The organism is Methylobacterium sp. Leaf85 (assembly GCF_001422125.1).
In the GTDB taxonomy this organism is placed as follows: Bacteria; Pseudomonadota; Alphaproteobacteria; order Rhizobiales; family Beijerinckiaceae; genus Methylobacterium; species Methylobacterium bullatum.
The window spans coordinates 132,845-148,006 of sequence record NZ_LMME01000033.1 but is presented as its reverse complement, the minus strand read 5'-3'; the positions used below and the strand labels follow the sequence as shown (position 1 = coordinate 148,006).

The 15,162-nt window shown below is 70.5% G+C and carries 23 protein-coding genes; 15 read left to right on the top strand and 8 right to left on the bottom strand.

From position 1 onward, the window contains the following. Nucleotides 1–45 precede the first annotated feature (45 nt). Nucleotides 46–1,029 (top strand): beta-propeller fold lactonase family protein, encoded by a 984-nt coding sequence (locus ASF08_RS20380; protein ID WP_055958936.1) that lies wholly within the window; start codon nucleotides 46–48, stop codon nucleotides 1,027–1,029. Between the two features lie 78 nt (nucleotides 1,030–1,107). Then, nucleotides 1,108–2,193, top strand: a complete 1,086-nt coding sequence (locus ASF08_RS20375; RefSeq protein WP_055958933.1) for a molybdopterin-dependent oxidoreductase — start codon at nucleotides 1,108–1,110, stop codon at nucleotides 2,191–2,193. A gap of 3 nt (nucleotides 2,194–2,196) precedes the next feature. Here ASF08_RS20375 and ASF08_RS20370 read toward each other — a convergent pair whose 3' ends face one another. Genes ASF08_RS20370 through ASF08_RS20350 form a run of 5 tightly spaced genes read right to left on the bottom strand, consistent with a single transcriptional unit; the run spans nucleotide 2,197 to nucleotide 5,164 of the window. Then, complete coding sequence (locus tag ASF08_RS20370) at nucleotides 2,197–2,568, bottom strand: YidH family protein (protein WP_055958930.1); 372 nt, start codon at nucleotides 2,566–2,568, stop codon at nucleotides 2,197–2,199. Continuing rightward, nucleotides 2,565–3,455: a LysR family transcriptional regulator gene (locus ASF08_RS20365; RefSeq protein ID WP_055958927.1), complete on the bottom strand. Its 891-nt coding sequence runs from the start codon at nucleotides 3,453–3,455 to the stop codon at nucleotides 2,565–2,567. Before ASF08_RS20365 ends, ASF08_RS20370 begins: the two co-directional genes overlap by 4 nt. Beyond that, nucleotides 3,452–4,261, bottom strand: a complete 810-nt coding sequence (locus tag ASF08_RS20360; RefSeq protein WP_055958925.1) for an anti-sigma factor family protein — start codon at nucleotides 4,259–4,261, stop codon at nucleotides 3,452–3,454. The genes ASF08_RS20365 and ASF08_RS20360 overlap by 4 nt, the downstream gene beginning before the upstream one ends. After that, on the bottom strand, nucleotides 4,258–4,767 hold the full coding sequence (locus tag ASF08_RS20355) for an RNA polymerase sigma factor (RefSeq protein WP_055958922.1): 510 nt from the start codon (nucleotides 4,765–4,767) through the stop codon (nucleotides 4,258–4,260). Before ASF08_RS20355 ends, ASF08_RS20360 begins: the two co-directional genes overlap by 4 nt. Nucleotides 4,768–4,780: 13 nt before the next feature. Further along, nucleotides 4,781–5,164 (bottom strand): COG4315 family predicted lipoprotein, encoded by a 384-nt coding sequence (locus ASF08_RS20350; RefSeq protein ID WP_055958920.1) that lies wholly within the window; start codon nucleotides 5,162–5,164, stop codon nucleotides 4,781–4,783. Nucleotides 5,165–5,346: 182 nt separating this feature from the next. Here ASF08_RS20350 and copM point away from each other — a divergent pair, with 182 nt between their 5' ends. Then, nucleotides 5,347–5,802 (top strand): CopM family metallochaperone, encoded by a 456-nt coding sequence (gene copM, locus ASF08_RS20345; RefSeq protein ID WP_055958917.1) that lies wholly within the window; start codon nucleotides 5,347–5,349, stop codon nucleotides 5,800–5,802. Continuing rightward, nucleotides 5,799–7,235 carry a YncE family protein gene (locus ASF08_RS20340; protein ID WP_055958914.1) on the top strand — a complete coding sequence of 479 codons (1,437 nt, stop codon included), beginning with the start codon at nucleotides 5,799–5,801 and terminating at the stop codon, nucleotides 7,233–7,235. The genes copM and ASF08_RS20340 overlap by 4 nt, the downstream gene beginning before the upstream one ends. A 366-nt stretch (nucleotides 7,236–7,601) precedes the next feature. Here the strand turns inward: ASF08_RS20340 and ASF08_RS20335 are convergent, their stop codons facing one another. Beyond that, on the bottom strand, nucleotides 7,602–7,937 hold the full coding sequence (locus tag ASF08_RS20335) for a hypothetical protein (protein ID WP_055958910.1): 336 nt from the start codon (nucleotides 7,935–7,937) through the stop codon (nucleotides 7,602–7,604). A 307-nt stretch (nucleotides 7,938–8,244) separates the two neighbouring features. Here ASF08_RS20335 and ASF08_RS20330 point away from each other — a divergent pair, with 307 nt between their 5' ends. Beyond that, a complete protein-coding gene (locus ASF08_RS20330; RefSeq protein WP_055958907.1) occupies nucleotides 8,245–8,586 on the top strand; it encodes a hypothetical protein in 342 nt (113 codons plus the stop codon). 50 nt (nucleotides 8,587–8,636) lie between these two features. Here ASF08_RS20330 and ASF08_RS20325 read toward each other — a convergent pair whose 3' ends face one another. Together ASF08_RS20325 and ASF08_RS20320 are read right to left on the bottom strand one after the other, a co-directional pair. Further along, nucleotides 8,637–9,236: a hypothetical protein gene (locus ASF08_RS20325; protein ID WP_055958904.1), complete on the bottom strand. Its 600-nt coding sequence runs from the start codon at nucleotides 9,234–9,236 to the stop codon at nucleotides 8,637–8,639. Between the two features lie 38 nt (nucleotides 9,237–9,274). Next, nucleotides 9,275–10,144 (bottom strand): hypothetical protein, encoded by an 870-nt coding sequence (locus ASF08_RS20320; RefSeq protein WP_055958901.1) that lies wholly within the window; start codon nucleotides 10,142–10,144, stop codon nucleotides 9,275–9,277. Between the two features lie 124 nt (nucleotides 10,145–10,268). Here ASF08_RS20320 and ASF08_RS20315 point away from each other — a divergent pair, with 124 nt between their 5' ends. The 10 genes from ASF08_RS20315 to ASF08_RS20270 all read left to right on the top strand — a co-directional run bounded on the left by ASF08_RS20315 (nucleotide 10,269) and on the right by ASF08_RS20270 (nucleotide 15,131). Next, entirely contained in the window at nucleotides 10,269–10,802 is a 534-nt protein-coding gene (locus ASF08_RS20315) for a GcrA family cell cycle regulator (RefSeq protein ID WP_162238977.1), read from the top strand. Nucleotides 10,803–10,893: 91 nt separating this feature from the next. Then, the gene (locus ASF08_RS20310; RefSeq protein WP_243214750.1) at nucleotides 10,894–11,127 is read left to right on the top strand and encodes a hypothetical protein; all 234 of its coding nucleotides are present in this window, start codon (nucleotides 10,894–10,896) and stop codon (nucleotides 11,125–11,127) included. A 10-nt stretch (nucleotides 11,128–11,137) separates the two neighbouring features. Next, nucleotides 11,138–11,674 carry a hypothetical protein gene (locus tag ASF08_RS20305; RefSeq protein WP_055958895.1) on the top strand — a complete coding sequence of 179 codons (537 nt, stop codon included), beginning with the start codon at nucleotides 11,138–11,140 and terminating at the stop codon, nucleotides 11,672–11,674. Continuing rightward, a complete protein-coding gene (locus ASF08_RS20300; protein WP_055958892.1) occupies nucleotides 11,674–12,162 on the top strand; it encodes a hypothetical protein in 489 nt (162 codons plus the stop codon). The genes ASF08_RS20305 and ASF08_RS20300 overlap by 1 nt, the downstream gene beginning before the upstream one ends. A gap of 4 nt (nucleotides 12,163–12,166) precedes the next feature. Continuing rightward, a complete protein-coding gene (locus ASF08_RS20295; protein ID WP_055958888.1) occupies nucleotides 12,167–12,691 on the top strand; it encodes a hypothetical protein in 525 nt (174 codons plus the stop codon). 85 nt (nucleotides 12,692–12,776) lie between these two features. Continuing rightward, nucleotides 12,777–13,898: a hypothetical protein gene (locus ASF08_RS20290; RefSeq protein WP_055958885.1), complete on the top strand. Its 1,122-nt coding sequence runs from the start codon at nucleotides 12,777–12,779 to the stop codon at nucleotides 13,896–13,898. Further along, nucleotides 13,895–14,155 (top strand): hypothetical protein, encoded by a 261-nt coding sequence (locus tag ASF08_RS20285; RefSeq protein ID WP_055958882.1) that lies wholly within the window; start codon nucleotides 13,895–13,897, stop codon nucleotides 14,153–14,155. The genes ASF08_RS20290 and ASF08_RS20285 overlap by 4 nt, the downstream gene beginning before the upstream one ends. Further along, the gene (locus ASF08_RS20280; protein WP_056149068.1) at nucleotides 14,152–14,334 is read left to right on the top strand and encodes a hypothetical protein; all 183 of its coding nucleotides are present in this window, start codon (nucleotides 14,152–14,154) and stop codon (nucleotides 14,332–14,334) included. The genes ASF08_RS20285 and ASF08_RS20280 overlap by 4 nt, the downstream gene beginning before the upstream one ends. A gap of 2 nt (nucleotides 14,335–14,336) precedes the next feature. After that, nucleotides 14,337–14,846 (top strand): hypothetical protein, encoded by a 510-nt coding sequence (locus tag ASF08_RS20275; RefSeq protein ID WP_055958875.1) that lies wholly within the window; start codon nucleotides 14,337–14,339, stop codon nucleotides 14,844–14,846. Between the two features lie 99 nt (nucleotides 14,847–14,945). Next, a complete protein-coding gene (locus ASF08_RS20270) occupies nucleotides 14,946–15,131 on the top strand; it encodes a hypothetical protein (protein WP_156375890.1) in 186 nt (61 codons plus the stop codon). Nucleotides 15,132–15,162: the final 31 nt, after the last annotated feature.

Below are 15,162 nucleotides of genomic sequence, written 5' to 3'. Positions count from 1 at the left end.
GCCCCAGGCCGTCGAACGAGGGCGCATGCCCGAGAGACACGCTTCATGACCCACGTCCGTACCAGCCTCCGCGCCCTCCTCGCCGGAGCTGCCTTGCTCCTCACCCAGAACCAACCTGGATTCGCCGCCGGCTTCGACGGCGCAATCAAGAACAACGCGCTCGCCCTGAACGCCGCCGGCACGGTCGCCGCGGTGTCGAACAGCGAGGAGAGCGCCGTCATCGTCTACGACGTCGCCAAGGGCACGGTGCTCCGCCGCCTCGACGGCTTCGTCACGCCGCGCAACATCGTGTTCGCGCCGGACGGCGCCCGCTTCTACGTCTCCGACAGCGGCACGGGCCGGATCACGGTCTACGAGACCGGCACCGGCAAAGAAGCCGGCGTTCTTGCCGCGGGCCCCGGTGCGTTCGGCACGGTGCTCTCGGCCGACGGGACAAAGCTCTACGTCAACAACGAGGCCGCGAGCACGCTGACCGTGTTCGACACCAAGACCATGCTCGCAGTCGCCGTGATCCCCGGCTTTGCGCAGCCGCGCCAAGGCGTGAAGCTGTCGCCGGACGGCAAGACCGTGTTCGTGACGAACTTCCTCGGCGACAAGATCACGTTGGTCGACACCGCCACCAACAAGATCACCAGCGAGATCGCCGGGTTCGACAAGCTGCGCGCCATCTCGATCACCAAGGACGGCAAGACGCTGTTTGCCGCCAACAGCGGCCGCAACACCGTCAGTGTGGTCGATGTCGCCGCCCGCAAGGTCACGTCAGAAGTCGCGGTGGGCAAGGACCCCTACGGTGCCGCGCTGACCCCGGACGGGCGCTTCGTCTATTCGGGCAACCTCAAGGACAACTCGCTCTCGGTGATCGACACCGACACGCTCAAGGTCGTCGCCACGGTGACCGGGCTGAACGAGCCGCGCCAGGCGATCGCATTCTCCAGTGACAACGCCCACGCGTACGTCCTCAACCGCGACCTCAGCGTGGCCGTGGTCGACCGCGCGAAGAACGCGGTGGTTTCGACGATGAAGCCGTGAAGCGTCGCGCGCCGGGTGCCTTTCGGCGCCCGGCGCGTTCTCGATCTCGACACGTCGCGAACGCAGGACAAAGACCCCATGCTCGGCCTGTTCCAGCGCAAGGACCGCCTCATCGTCCACGGAAAGACGCCCTACAACGCCGAGCCGCCGCTCGATCGCCTGCGGGCCGCCTTCCTGACTGATCAAGCCGACTTCTACGTCCGCAGCCACGGCGACATCCCGGACCTCGACGCCGACGGCTACCGCCTGACCGTCGACGGGATGGTCGCGACGCCCCTCGACCTCTCCCTCGCCGATCTCAAAGAACGCTTCGCGCCCGTCACCGTGACGGCGGTGATGCAATGCGCCGGCAACCGCCGGGCCGACATGCTGGCGGTGGCCCCGGTCTCCGGCGACCCGTGGGCGCCCGGCGCCATCGGTAATGCGGAATGGACCGGCGTGCGGCTCGCCGACGTGCTGCGCGCGGCCGGCATCAAAGCGGATGATGAGCGCCACGTCGCCTTCGAGAGCCACGACCGGATCGCGGACACGGACACGCGCTTCGGCGCCTCGATCCCGCTCGCCAAGGCGCTGGCGCCCGAGACGCTGCTTGCCTTCGCGATGAACGGCGAGCCTCTCGCCCCCGAGCACGGCCATCCGTTACGCGTGGTGGTGCCGGGCTTTGCCGGCATCCGCAGCCCGAAATGGCTCGCCCGGATCACGGTGCAGGACCGGCCCTCCGACAACCCGATGCAGGCCGACGACTACAAGCTGTTTCCGCCCGACGTGACGGCCGAGACCGCCGACCCGGCCCACGGCATCACCATCGAGGCGATGCCGTTGAACAGCGCGATCTGCGAGCCCGCCCGCGGCGCTGCGTTGAAGGCCGGCCGGCACGCGATCCGCGGCTACGCCATCGCCAGCGACCGCGCGGTCGCCCGCGTCGACGTCTCGACGGATGGCGGCCGCAGCTGGGCGCAAGCCCGGATCAAGCGCGATGCCGACGCGCCCTACGCCTGGACGTTCTGGGAGATCGAGCGCGAACTGACCGCGGGCGAGCACGAGCTCGCGGTGCGGGCCTGGGATTCCGCCGGCCAGACCCAGCCGGCCGCCCCCGACGACACCTGGAACTACAAGGGTTACCTCAGCGCCGCCTGGCACCGGGTGCGAGTGACGGTGGCCTGACCCTCACGCCCAGAGCAGGGCGGTGGCCGCGAGGCCGGAGATCGCGATGAGCAGGGCCGCAATCCCGACGGTGAGGAGGCGCGGCATCATCGGGATCTCGGAATGGGCGAGCCGTGCCCGGATCGCCCGGTCCCGCCACACGGCGCCGGCGAATGAGGCGAGCGCGCAGCCGATCAGCGTCAGCGACAATACCTTCAGCGGCCAGACCGCGAGCACCTCCCGCAGGAAGCGCTGCGCGGCGAGGCCGACGCCTAGGAACGCGAGCCCGGTGCGAAGCCACGCCACGAAGGTGCGTTCGGCCGCTAGAACCGTCCGATCCTCGGCGAGTCTCACCCGGGGATCGTCGGGGGGCACGGGTTTCGCGAGCTCGCTCATCCGGCATTCGCTGTCGCGATCAGGTCGAGAAGCGCGTCGGCGGCCCGGCTGCGGTAGCGCTCCTTGTGGCGCAGCACCCGGAACGGCCGGCTCGGTAAGTCGAACGCCGCCCGGACCAGGGTCCCGGCCCGAAGCGCGGCGGCGACCACGGTCTCGGACAGGACGGCGGCCCCGCCCCCGGCCTCGACGGCGGCGCGGACCGCCTCGTTAGAGGGCAGTTCGAGCGTGACCCGAAGCTGGGCGGCTGCGAGGCCGGCCGCACCCAGGGCCGCCTCGAAGGCCGAGCGGGTTCCCGATCCCGCCTCGCGCAGCACCCAATCGACCCCGGCGAGGTTTTCGGGTTCGAGGTGGGTCGCCTCGGCGAAGGCATGGCCAGGGGCGACCACGAGGACCAGTTGGTCCTGCGCGATGGTCGTGCTCGCGAGCGTCGGGTCGTCCAGCGCCCCCTCGACAAAGCCGAGTTCGGCCTGCCCCGCGCGCACCGCGTCGGCGGCGTCGGTGGTGTTGCCCACCGCCAACCGGATGGCGATCTCAGGGTAGGCCCGGCGGAAGGCGACGAGGTGGCGCGGCAGCCAGTCGCTGGCGATGGTCTGGCTGGCATAGAGGGCCAGCGTCCCGCGTCGCATGCCACTGAGGTCGGCGAGCACCAGTTCGGCGGCCTCGGCCCGGGCGAGTACGGCGCGGGCCTCGACGAGGAACACGCGTCCCGCCTCGGTCAGCTCGATCCCGCGGCCGACCCGGTGAAACAGCTTGGTGGCGTGCCGCCCCTCGATGTTGGCGATCGCCGTGCTGACTGCCGACTGGACGAGGTTCAGCGCCTCTGCAGCCCGGGTCACGTGCTGCCGCTCCGCCACGGCCACGAAGATGCGGAGTTGGTCGAGGGTCATGGTTGCCGCGGCGGAACCGGCAATCCACGGACCTGCGCGTCAACCGCCTGCGCGACGGTCAACAGCCGCGCCTCGTCGGTGCGACCCGTCACGACGTAGGACATGCCGCCATCGACCCAGGAGAAGGCAGCGACATCGCCCTCGCGGGCGAAGCGGAACACCGTGCGGCCATCCGCATCGCCCACGCGGCTGTAGAGCGTCAGCCGGGTGCCGTGATCGTCATCGTACATCAGCATCGCGGCGGATTCGGAACCCGCCGGCAGCAGCCGGCCGCCCATCAGGCGGAAGCCGTAGGCCGTGAGGTCGGGGGTGGTCACCGCCCGGCCGAGGCGCTTCGAGAGCCACGTCACGAGGTGCGGCTTCTCGTCGGCGCGCACCTCCACCGGATGCACCGCCTCGACCACGTAGGTGCGGAAGGCCGCCACTGCGTCGTCGGTCGCCGGCTCGGTTCGCGCGAGCGTGACCGTGGGTACCTGCCGCACGGCATGGCCGAACCAGCCGGCGGCACCGCCGACCGCGAGGCAGAGCACGGCCGCAGCCGCGACCGGAAGCCAGCGCCCGGTTATCGGGCGATGTCGCGAGCGGATATTGGCGACCCTGAGCCGCGCCGGGATCGCCTCCTCGGCGATCGGCGCGAGGCGGGCACGCAAGCGCTCGCGCAAGGCGCGATCCGCCGAGACCTCGGCCGCCCGCGCGGGATTTCCCCTGAGCCATGCCTCGACCAGCGCCTGCCGCTCCGGTTCCAGACGACCGTCGATCAGGCCGTGCAGGTCGTCCTCGCCGACCGGGCGCGGATCCCCGCTCATTTTACCCTCCTCAACAAGCCGGTTCGGCCCGTTTCCAGAAAACTTCGCATCCGCTCCCGGGCTCGGCTTAACCGCGACATCACCGTGCCGAGCGGTACTCCGAGCACCTGGGCCGCTTCCGCATAAGACAGATCCTCAACCGCGACGAGCAGCAGCACCGAGCGCTGCTCCTCGGGCAGCGCATCGAGCCCGGTGAGCACGTCACGGGCTCCCATAGCGGTCTCGGGGTCGGCACCCGGATCAGGCACCTGCTCCAAAGCCTCCGCGCCGAGATCGACGCCGCGCCGGCCCCGGCGTCGAACAGTGCCGAGGAACAGGTTGCGCTCGATCGTGAACAGCCAGGCCCGCAGGTCGCCGTCGCGGCGGCGTCCGGACCAGCCGGACAACGCCCGCTCCAAAGTGTCCTGGACGAGGTCGTCCGCCGCTTCGCGGTCCCGTAACAGCGCGACGGCGTAGCGCCGCAACGCTGGGATCTGCGGTTCGATGAGGGCAGCGATCTCGTCCACGAGGCTTTACCGATCAGGGCTTGGCGATGTGCCATGCACCGTTGAGGAATCCGTCGCCGGTGATGTCGCCGGGCTTCGTATCCTTGGCGAAGGTGTAGAGCGGCTTGCCCTTATAGGCCCACTGCATCGTGCCGTCGTCCCGCGTCACCATCGTCCAGTCGCCACTAGCAGCCGAGCCGGGCGCCGCCATCAGGGCGGGCCAGTTGGCGGCGCAGGGGCCGTTGCACATCGACTTGCCGCCCATGTCCTTGTCGAAGGTGTAGAGGGTCATGCTCTTGGCATCGACGAGCGCCGGCCCCTTGGCAGTCTCGGCCGTCATCGCAGGCGCAGCGGCCTGGGCGGCGACGGCGGAGAAGGCGAAGGCCGCAAAGGCGGCGCGGATCAGCATGGTGCGCATGAGTGAGGTCTCCGGCGGTCGACCATGACCGCATTGGGAGAGATGCCGAACGGGCGCGTCTATTCCACTGACATTTGGAAAAGATCGATCACATCGGCAGGGCCGCGAATTCGTCCCCGGCCAGGGAATAAAACCGTTTCCCCGGCATCTCTCCCCTCGACAACGAACAGGGAGGACGGCTCATGCGCGGAGCATTGGGATTTGCGCTCACGGCCGCCGTGATGGCCGGCGGCCTCGTCGGCGGCCGGATGATGATGCCCCCGACGCTGGCCGCTGCCGAGCCGCCGGCCGTCGTCTCCGCGTCCTTCGACGCGGTGATGGCGCAGTCGATGACGCGGATGCATGCCGACATGATGGTCCCGCCCTCGGGCGATCCGGACCGCGACTTCGCCGCGATGATGATCCCGCACCACGAGGGCGCGATCGCGATGGCCCAGGCGGAGCTGCTCTACGGCAAGGATCCGGTCCTGCGCCGCCTCGCGCAGGGGATCATCGTCGAACAGGGCCAGGAGATCGCGGTGATGCGCCGGGCGCTCGCCGATCTCCCTCCCGCGCCGGATTCGTCCGCCGCAGCCGCCCACCTTCACCACCATGGCACGGCCCCTGCCGCCGAGATGCCTTCGGAGATCTGCCGATGAAGACCGCCCTCACCCTCCTCGCGCTCGCGCTGCTCTCCGGCTCGGCTCTCGCCGGGCAGGCCCCGGGCGCAGCCTCCGCACCGGACGTGCCGGTCAGCGGCAGGGACCGGTTCTACACCTCGGACCAGTTCTCCAACACGGTCTCGGTGGTCGATCCCGCCGCCAACGTCCTGCTCGGCGTGATCCGGCTCGGCGACCCGACGCCGATGAACCTGAGCCCGCTCTATCGCGGCCAGCTCCTCGTCCACGGCATGGGCTTCTCGCCCGACCACAGGACGCTGCTCGCGGTCTCGATCGGTTCGAACTCCGTGAGCTTCATCGACACGGCGACCAACACGGTCCGCCACACGGCCTATGTCGGCCGCGCGCCGCACGAGGCCTTCTTCACGCCGGACGGCCGGGAGGCCTGGGTGAGCGTGCGCGGCGAGGACTACATCGCCGTACTCGATGCCGCGACCGCCAAGGAGACGCGCCGGATCACCGTGCCGAACGGGCCCGGCATGACGATCTTCTCGCCGGACGGCGCCTACGGCTATGTCTGCTCCAGCTTCAGCCCCGAGACGGTGGTGATCGACACGAAGACCCACACCATCGTCGGGCGCGTGAAGCAGGAGAGCCCGTTCTGCCCCGACATCGCCGCGACACCGGACGGCAAGCAGGTGTGGTTGACCCTCAAGGATGTCGGCCGGACCCAGGTGTTCTCTGCGACGCCGCCCTTCGCGCCGCTGAAGACCATCGAGACCGGGCCGATCACCAACCACGTCAACATCGTCTCGACCAAGGCCGGCCAGTTCGCCTACGTGACGATCGGCGGCCTGAACCAGGTCAAGGTGTTCCGCACCGACGACTTCACCCAGGTCGCCACCATCCCGACCGGCGCCCTGCCGCACGGGCTCTGGCCCTCGGGCGACGGCAGCCGCGTCTATGTCGGCCTAGAGAACGCCGACAAGGCGGCGGTGATCGACACCGCATCGAACACCGTGATCGCCGAGGTTCCGATCGGCCAGGGGCCGCAGGGCGTGGCCTACGTCCCGAACGCCGTGCCGGAGGGGGACGGAAAGCAGAACCTCCAGCCGCTGGGCGCAGCCGGCAAGACCAGCGCGCTGACGCTCGCAGGCACCGATGGCAAGCCGGCGACGCAGGTGACCCTGTTCGACCAGGGCGTGCTGCAGACCCTGCAGGCCGCGGTCACGGGACTGGCGCCGAAGACGCCGTTCGTCCTGGCGCTCGCCGCCGATCCGAAGGGGGCCGCCGGCCTGGAGCCGCTCGCCGCCTTCATGACCAACCCGGCCGGCGCGGCCATCGTCAACGCCATCGGCCCGATCCGCCAGATCACCCGCACGGATGCCGGCGCGAGCCGGCGCTACCTCGTGGTGGTCTCGGGCAAGCCCGGTGAACTCGGCGGCGTCGTCCAGATGCAGACTGTGGATTGAACGGGCGGCCTCACGAGCGCGGGAAGCGGGAATCCGAGAGCATGCGTTCGCAGCGCGCGTCCGGCTGCAACGTCTGCTTTCGAGGCCGCCGTTAGATTGCTCCTATGACCTAGTTGGGTCGGAGGCGGAACGTCCGCTTCAGGGCGAAGGGTCAGGGTCCGCTTCCCACCAGTTGCGACTTCGCAGGTGGGTACCAAGCGTCAGGTTCGGACCACTAGATCGGGACACGCCCCGACCGGCAGCTTCTCCAGCGTAGAGGAAGGTGCCGCGAAGAGGCGACGCGTCAGTCGAGTGCTTTCGACCAGCTCATCTCCTCCCCCCGTTACTCCTATCCAGTGTAACGCGGAAATTGCGAACTTTCAGGCTTCAGGGATCCAGCCCGAGACGGGCCGCCAGGGCCGCTGAGACGGCCTCCCGGCGGTAGATGACGGGGTTCTTCCCGGCTGCTAGGCCCCGCTTTGTGCGTGCCTTGAGCGCGGCCGCCGCCGCTAGGATGACCGCACCCGCGTCGATCGGGCTCGCGAGGCGGTACCCCTTGGGAGCGCCTGCAATGACGACCGCCAGCCCGTCGGCGATCGCGCGGTCGAGCGTCGCCGGATCCGGCGCGCCCGCCTCCGCTGCCCGGGCGCGGGAGGCAGCCTTGGCGGCGCGGTTGGCCTCGCGTGCACGGGCGGCCGAGAATGAGGGGCGGGGAGTGCTCATGGGCGGATGATGCCGTGACGAGGTGCAAGGCACCATGACATGTCACGCCCTCGACACCCTCTCGGCACGCCCTCGTGCGCACCTCGTGCTGAGCGCAGCATTTCCTCAGCATATTTTTGGGCGTTTCAGTTTTCCACATCGGCGATTCATCAAGAGCGAAATCCGCAATCACTCAGGACGCGTGCTGCAGCACCCCCGGAAACGGATCGTTCACCATGCCGTGTGGATCCCTTCGACTTCGGGTTGACGGGGAGTCCCGGCCAGGCGCGAATTGAGTCGTGAGATCGCCCCGCCCGGAGAGAAGCCGATGTCCCACGAGACCCGTTCCTTCACCGTCGACAGCTCCTTCCGCGTCGCGCAGGGCCTCGCCCTCGGGCACTCCGCCGTGGCGGGGGCCTTCGACGGCCTGCGCGAGTTCCAGCGCCAGCGCGACCTCGCCGACCTCGGCGCCGTCGAGGCCGTCGCCCGGGAGCTCCACCGCGTCCGCCGGCTACTCGCTGCCGCGCAGGCCGAGACCGCCGCCGCGCGCGCCGAGGTCGCCACCCTGGAGCGCGCCGTCGACGGCGAGCGCGCCCGTGCCGACCGGGCCGAGGCGAACCTCGCTCGCCTCGTCGAGGCCGTCCGCGACGGCCGCATCCGGGCACAGTAAAGCCCGCCGGGGCGATCCGGCGGGCTCGGTCGTCGGCAGGGTCCGAGGCGTCAGCGGCGGGGGCCAGCCGGGGCGCTCGCGTAGCACTCCTCCATCGTGAGGCCTGCCAAGGCCAGCTTGTCGACGAGGTCCATCTCCTGCGCGGGCGCCGCCGCCTCAGCCGCCGGCTTGTTCCTGTTGCCGCCCGAGGACGATCCGCCCTTGCCGGCCGCGCCGTCCTTGCCCGCCGCCGTCTGGATCGGGAGCGCAACGATCGCCGCGGGCGTGACGAGGCCGAGCTCGCACCGCATGCGGCCTTCGGGACCGCCAAGGACATGCTGCTCCAGGATCCGCGCCGGCGCGCGCCACGCCGCGAAAAGTTGCTCGCGCGTCAGCCTGTCGAGCCACGCGGCGATGAGCGGCGGCAGGGCGGGGATCGCCTCGTCGCTGGGCTTCGTGCCGACGACCCGGCGCCGGGCGTGCTCGCGGATGAGCAGGCCGAGGACGTACTGGCCGTCGTCGATCGGGGCCTCGTCGTCCCCATCCCGATCGGCGAGCGCCGCCGCGGCCATCACCGCCGCCGGGTTGGGCGGGCCCCCGAAACCCAACATCCGGAAGGGGGCCGACAGGGCGGCGGCGAGGGCGGCGAGCAGGGCGTAGAGGATGCGCACGGGGCAGGTCCTTCGATCTGAGGGTGACGGGGGGAGCTTCACGCCGCGGGCAGCAACCCACCAGCCGGGGCCTCCCGGCTCGTCGCCGACGCGATGCCGAGGGCGCGGTAGGCGAGGTAGGGCGGCAGCTGCCGCCGATGCCCGTGCAGCAGCTGGAGGCCGTGCGCGGCCTCCAGCTCGCTGAGGCCGTCGCGCTCGGCCAAGGCGTGCCCGGTCCAGGAGGTCGCCTGCGAATAGCCGCGCCCGTTCTCCTCGGACGCCCAGTCCTCGTCGAGCTCGGCCAGGTACTTCAGGCCCTCGTGGACGGCGGCCCGGACGGCCGGGTCCTGGGCGCGGGCGAGCCAGTGCGGCATGGCCGGGCGGGCGAGGCGCGCCTCTGCACGCACCCTGTTGGCCTCAGCGGCCTCCAGCCACCGCTCGGCAATCCGCCCGCCGTACGCTGTCCAGGACGTCGCCGTCATCAGCTCACGCGCGGATGCCAGCTCCTTCCCCAGAGACCACAGCCGCTTCGCCACGAGGTCCTGCAAACGCTGGCGAATCGGTGCCGTCAGAACCTCGTCGGCCTCGGCCCGCTGTTCGGCCCGCCGGTCGGCCGCCCCGCGCCGGGCGCCCGCCTTGGCCAACGCCGCGTCGACGGCGGCCCTGAGCGCGGGCACGTCGACCTCGGCCTCGCTCGTCCACCAGCACGGCAGGAGCGTGCCGTCCGGCGAGCGGGCGTTCGCCTTGTCCGTCCAGCTGTAGCCGGCGCCGATCATCTCGGCGCGCGCCCCGCGATAGGCGTCCTGGAACGTCTGCGGGATGGCGTCGAGGACGTGGAGTAGGCGGGCGTTCCCGTAGCGCTGGCGCTCGCCGACCAGGCGCCAGGGCAGGTCTTCGAAATCCAACGGGGGAGCAGTCAACCAGGGCATGGGCGTGTCCACAGGATAAAATAGCTAACGCAGACTAATACGCAGCATAGTCATTTTCAATGGCGATATTGACATAAAGGTGCAGCTAATGCATATTGATCTGCGTTCACAAGGAGCCTCCCCGGTGCCCCGCCCCCCCATGCCCCTCCATCCCCACAACTGGTCGCCCGACCTCGTCGAGCGCGTCAAAGCCGCTTGGCTCGCCGGCGCGTCGGCCGGCGTCATCTCGGCCGCCCTCGCCGCCGACGGCGTCCACCGTTCCGCTTCCTCGTTCATCGGCAGGATGCGCCGCGAGGGCTGCAGCTTCCTGGGCCCCGGCACCGGCAGGACCCGCCTTGCACGTAATCCCCACGAGGGCCCGCGGAAGGCCCCGAAGGCCGTCGTGGTTAAGGCCGCGCCGCCGCCCCCGCCGGCCCCGCGTTTCACCCCCCGCCCGAAGGCCTCCGACGTCGCCCTGCCGGAGAGCCGGCGGGTCGCGATCCTCGATGTCAGGGACGGCATGTGCCGCTGGATCGCCGGGGACCCGCGCCGGGACGCGCCGGCTTGCGGGCACCCCACCGATCTCGGCTCGCCCTACTGCCCGGGGCACCGCTGCATCGGCACCGTCGCCGCCCGGTCGCGCGGCGTGCCGTACATCCCGATGAGGAGGGCGGCATGACGAGCTGGTCGAGCCTCGCGCAGGACTATCAGCACGCCCTCGGCGAGGACGGGGGCCGGATCCCGCGCCGACGTTCGCGGACCGGGGCGTCATGAGGCGGCACACCGCCCGCAGGCCGGGCCCCTGCGAGCGCTGCCCCATCGGCCGCGGCGTGCAGCCGGGCGAGCGGTACCTCGTTCACGTCGGCCTCGACGAGGACCACCGCGACTTCTTCTACGCCCGCCACTGCGAGGCGATGCCCGATGCCTGCCGGGCCGCGATGCCCCGGGGCGAGGACCCGCACTGCGCCGCCGTGACGTACGGCCCCGACGAAATCCCCTTCTAGGAGACAGCCCATGGTCGACGTCCGTGCATTCTTCGCCCTCTCTGGGCCGCCTGACATTCCCGACGTCCTGAGTCCCGATCGCCCGATCCTGCACCCAGAGGCATTCGATCTCGGCCTGGAGCAGGGCACGAGCGATAGCGACGGCACCTCTCATCAAACGTGGCTCGGGCACGTCTGCACGAAGGTCGCAGCCTGCTTCGGTGGAGACACCCTCGGGCGGGAATGGATCGTCCTGCGCGTGTGGGCCGGGCATAGGTTCGTGCCGGTGGGCCATGAGGCCCCGCACCAGACTGCGCAGGGGTGGCGGCACGCCGGCTGCCTGGTTCACCACGCCATGAAGGTCAGGCAGGTAGAGCAGGTCGTCGGCGATGACGGCGAGCCGCAGTGGCGGCTCCTCTCGCGCGATCCGATCTTCGTCATCGAAGACCAGCCTCTCCGGGCTATCCGGGTGCGTGGCCTCCCACCGGCCGAGCAGTCCAGGCGTTATGCCCTGGAGAAGCGCCGCGAGAAGCTCCGGCTCAGGCTGCTCCAGAGGGGCGGATTTTGATGCCCTACCTCGATTCCGAGATCGTGACGCTGCGGGACGGCACCGCCTTCGCCGTCTACGAGGGCGACGGCGCGCCCATCGTCGCAACGCGCGTCGGTGACCCCGCCCTACCGCAGGGCCTCGCTGCCTACGGCATCGGCTACGGCCGCGCCGGCGAGGCGACGGTCCTCCACCGGGGGATGCCCGCCGAGACCATCCGCGAGTTCTGCCGTGCGCACGGCGGCGTCCAGTCGGCGGGCGCGGCCGCGCTGGAGATCCTGCGGCGGATGACGCCCGCACCTCCGCCGGCGCCCCTGCCGGTGTTCGCTCCTATGGACCGGGCGCCGCGGCCTACCGGCCCGGGCAGCCGCAAGGCCCGGGCCGCCGCGCAGCTGGCGGCGTACCACGCGGCCGTCCCGAGCGCGGCCCCGGTGTGGCGCGTGCCTAACGTCACGAGGCCTGCCGAACCCATGCCCCCTGACCTCGCAGCCACCCCGTCGCAGGAGTGATCCGATGCCCTACCGCGAACGCCCGATGAGGCCCCTCCTTCTCCCGATACACCCGGAAACTCAGCTCACGGCGGACCCCGGCCTCACCGTCGAGAGCCGCCGGTTCACGGACGTACTGACCCTGCAGGAGAGCTTACTCTGGCAGACCGCGCCCCTCACTCGGGACGGGCGCGCCGAGGTGGTCGGGGCGTTCCGAGAGGGGTGGCTCGTCCGGCGGCCCAGCGTGAACCCGCCGTTCGAGATCGTACTCCGGCAAGATGGCGGGCCCGAACCCTGCGCAATCGTCCTCATGTTGCGGTCGCACACGATGTACGGCCGCCTGGTGTCGGCCGTGCCGGAGCACATTCCTTTGGAGCACGGGGACCGCTCCGTCATCGTGACGGCCGATCGCGTCATCGCTGTCCGTGGCGCGAACGAGGCCCGCGCATTTGGGTATCTCGCCAACCTCCTGGTCGGCACGCACTGGTCTCCACGCCGGCGAGCGCGGCCGATACCCGCCGAGGACGCCGATGCCCTGAGGCTGCTGTGATGTCTTGACAGATGGTTAACCAAGTCCCCATAATGGGGACCTGGAGCAGGCACTGACCTCTCCTCGCACGATGGGAAACCACGCCATGACGAAATCCGAAATCCTCTCCGCCGTCTCGCGCATCAAGCGCGCCCCGAACGTCACCCTCCTCATGCGCGCGGTCGATGCTGTGCTCGGCAGCAACGCCATGGGCATCGCCCGCATCGGCGCGCGGTGGGAGGTCTCCGAGGGCGGGTTCGCCATCTACCAGGCCGACTTCGCCACGGTGCGCCGGCGCCTCGCCAGCTACGTCATGGATGCCTGCTCCTGCGATGAGGCGGATGAGCCCGCTGAGCAGACCGCTGCCGTGGTTTCCCAGCCGACCCAGATCCAGCAGGCCTGCGCCGCCCCCCGCGTCGCCATGAGGCTCGTGCGGACCGTCACCACGCACGGCATCGTCGCCGTCAGCGTCGGCCCCTGCCCGGAGTTCCCGGACCATGGTCGCGACGAGTACCGCGTCACGACCGATGGCGATGTCGTCCGCACCCGGTACGTGCTGGCCAACGATCACTACAGCTGGAGCAGCCCCGGAGCCCGTCCGTTCATCACCCCCAACCGCAGCCCGGTGACGGCGCGCCGCACGATTGATGCGGTGGCCGAGTGCCTCGCCGCCGCGCCGGCTATGACCACCCAGCCATGCCAGCAGCAGCAAGCCCGCGACAGGCGCAGTCCAACCCGGGCCGCTCCCACTCAGTCGAGCTTCGACGCCGCCACCGTCGCTCAGGGTGACAGTGTATCGCGCCTCCTCGACGGGCTTCTGCGCGAGGACGCGCCCGGAGATCTCGCTCAGGCGCTCGTCACGGTCCACGCCGCATCGGCGCACCTCAACTCGGCCAATGTTGCGTACACGGCGTCGCCGTCGAAGGCATCGCTCGCCTCGCAGTGGCGGGCGCGCTTCATGCACCTGCAGGCGTTGCGCCACTACGACGTCCTGCTGGAGATCGATGCCATCGGCCATCTCCAGATGGGCTACGGCCTGAGGCCGTGCCTCGAAGGGATCGCGGTCCTGCAGGGCGACGAGATGCTCTTCCACGTCCCCCTCGGGACTGAGCGGCGGGGTATCGAGACCGCGCTCCGGATCTACGCCGACGCCTTCTCGGCCGGCCGTGAGGCCGGACGCGCCGCCGCCATGGCCGACTTCCGCGCCTTCATCGGAGAACCCGCGTGACCCGCCGCATCACGCCCGAGACCCTCGCCGAGGTGGGGACATTCCTCCTCGGGCCCGAGTGGCGCCGGCCGCTCGCCGCCCTGCTCGGTCCCCTCCATCCGGAAGGGGCCCGCCCTTCGCTCGATCCCCGACTGCCCGCCCGGTGGGCGACCGGCGAACGCGAGATCCCCGTGTGGGTCGGGGACGCCCTCATCCAGATCCTGGACGAGCAGAGCGAAACCGCCAGGGCTCTGGCCAACCGTCTGAAGGGGGAATGACCATGGCGCGCGATTGGGACTGGTTCGAGCCCCGCGAGAGGGACGACTACGAGCAGGAGTACGGCTTCGTCTGCGCATGGTGCGTCGAGGTCTGCGACGACCACGAAGCCATCGTGCTGACGCGCCATCCGGAGATGCCGACCGTCTGCATCAACTGCGCCTGCAGGGGAGGAGAGTGACAATGGAACCCGCCCACGCCGCCTTCCTCGACGCCTGGCGCGCGCAGGAATTCCACGTCCCCCTGGGGCCCTGGCCGCGCCCGGCCCCCCCGAAACCCGTCCTGCCGGGCCCCATCCAGCTGCCCCTCTTCGATATGGACGGAGATCCGGAAGCGCCGCCCGCCTCGCCCCCGCTGCCGAGCGCTCTCCTGACGGCCCTCATCGACGACGCCGGTGTCGGGCGCCGGCGCCCCCGGGACATCGCGATCGTCGAGGCCGCGATCGCCGCGAGCATCCCGGCCGACGTGCCGACGTTCGCCGATGAGATCCTTTCGGCCCGCCGGGATGGCGAGGACCTCGTCTCGCGCGTGCGCCTGTTCGACGGTGGCACCATCATCCTCAACGTCGTCTGCGGGCCCGAGCCCACCGTGCGCGAGTGGGAGGCCGAGGGCGACCAGCGCGCGTTCCACTACGCTGACGGCGCGTGGGTCCGATTCGACGAGGCGGTGACCCCGCCGCCGGCTAAGGCGTAGCCGTCCCCCGCAGACGTCGCGTATGTCGAGGCCGCGATCCAGGCCATCCTGCCCAAAGGTGTGCCGACCTACGTCACGGAGGTCCTCAGCGTCGGCCGCGTGAACAGGTCTAAGCGGAGGCTTGTCGAGATCGTCCTCTGGGACGGCGGGATCGGACGCCTGGAGATCTCCGGCGAACCGGGCGCCCATGGGTACCACTGGAAAACCACCGGCGGCGACGCTCGCCCCTTCCACTGGGACGAGGCGGCGAGGTGCTGGGCCCGCGTCGACGAGCCGGACGGCTGAGGGCGATCTTCCCGATCGGGTATCCCGATTT

Excerpts from the sequence above, each read along its gene's own strand:
- ASF08_RS20300 (WP_055958892.1), top strand. The coding sequence starts at position 11,674 with ATGCCCTACCTCGATTCCGAGATCGTGACGCTGCGGGACGGCACCGCC.
- copM (WP_055958917.1), top strand. The coding sequence starts at position 5,347 with ATGCGCGGAGCATTGGGATTTGCGCTCACGGCCGCCGTGATGGCCGGC.
- ASF08_RS20375 (WP_055958933.1), top strand. The coding sequence starts at position 1,108 with ATGCTCGGCCTGTTCCAGCGCAAGGACCGCCTCATCGTCCACGGAAAG.
- ASF08_RS20295 (WP_055958888.1), top strand. The coding sequence starts at position 12,167 with ATGCCCTACCGCGAACGCCCGATGAGGCCCCTCCTTCTCCCGATACAC.
- ASF08_RS20290 (WP_055958885.1), top strand. The coding sequence starts at position 12,777 with ATGACGAAATCCGAAATCCTCTCCGCCGTCTCGCGCATCAAGCGCGCC.
- ASF08_RS20340 (WP_055958914.1), top strand. The coding sequence starts at position 5,799 with ATGAAGACCGCCCTCACCCTCCTCGCGCTCGCGCTGCTCTCCGGCTCG.
- ASF08_RS20330 (WP_055958907.1), top strand. The coding sequence starts at position 8,245 with ATGTCCCACGAGACCCGTTCCTTCACCGTCGACAGCTCCTTCCGCGTC.
- ASF08_RS20380 (WP_055958936.1), top strand. The coding sequence starts at position 46 with ATGACCCACGTCCGTACCAGCCTCCGCGCCCTCCTCGCCGGAGCTGCC.
- ASF08_RS20350 (WP_055958920.1), bottom strand. The coding sequence starts at position 5,164 with ATGCGCACCATGCTGATCCGCGCCGCCTTTGCGGCCTTCGCCTTCTCC.
- ASF08_RS20310 (WP_243214750.1), top strand. The coding sequence starts at position 10,894 with ATGAGGCGGCACACCGCCCGCAGGCCGGGCCCCTGCGAGCGCTGCCCC.
- ASF08_RS20305 (WP_055958895.1), top strand. The coding sequence starts at position 11,138 with ATGGTCGACGTCCGTGCATTCTTCGCCCTCTCTGGGCCGCCTGACATT.
- ASF08_RS20335 (WP_055958910.1), bottom strand. The coding sequence starts at position 7,937 with ATGAGCACTCCCCGCCCCTCATTCTCGGCCGCCCGTGCACGCGAGGCC.
- ASF08_RS20370 (WP_055958930.1), bottom strand. The coding sequence starts at position 2,568 with ATGAGCGAGCTCGCGAAACCCGTGCCCCCCGACGATCCCCGGGTGAGA.
- ASF08_RS20360 (WP_055958925.1), bottom strand. The coding sequence starts at position 4,261 with ATGAGCGGGGATCCGCGCCCGGTCGGCGAGGACGACCTGCACGGCCTG.
- ASF08_RS20365 (WP_055958927.1), bottom strand. The coding sequence starts at position 3,455 with ATGACCCTCGACCAACTCCGCATCTTCGTGGCCGTGGCGGAGCGGCAG.
- ASF08_RS20320 (WP_055958901.1), bottom strand. The coding sequence starts at position 10,144 with ATGCCCTGGTTGACTGCTCCCCCGTTGGATTTCGAAGACCTGCCCTGG.
- ASF08_RS20280 (WP_056149068.1), top strand. The coding sequence starts at position 14,152 with ATGACCATGGCGCGCGATTGGGACTGGTTCGAGCCCCGCGAGAGGGAC.
- ASF08_RS20275 (WP_055958875.1), top strand. The coding sequence starts at position 14,337 with ATGGAACCCGCCCACGCCGCCTTCCTCGACGCCTGGCGCGCGCAGGAA.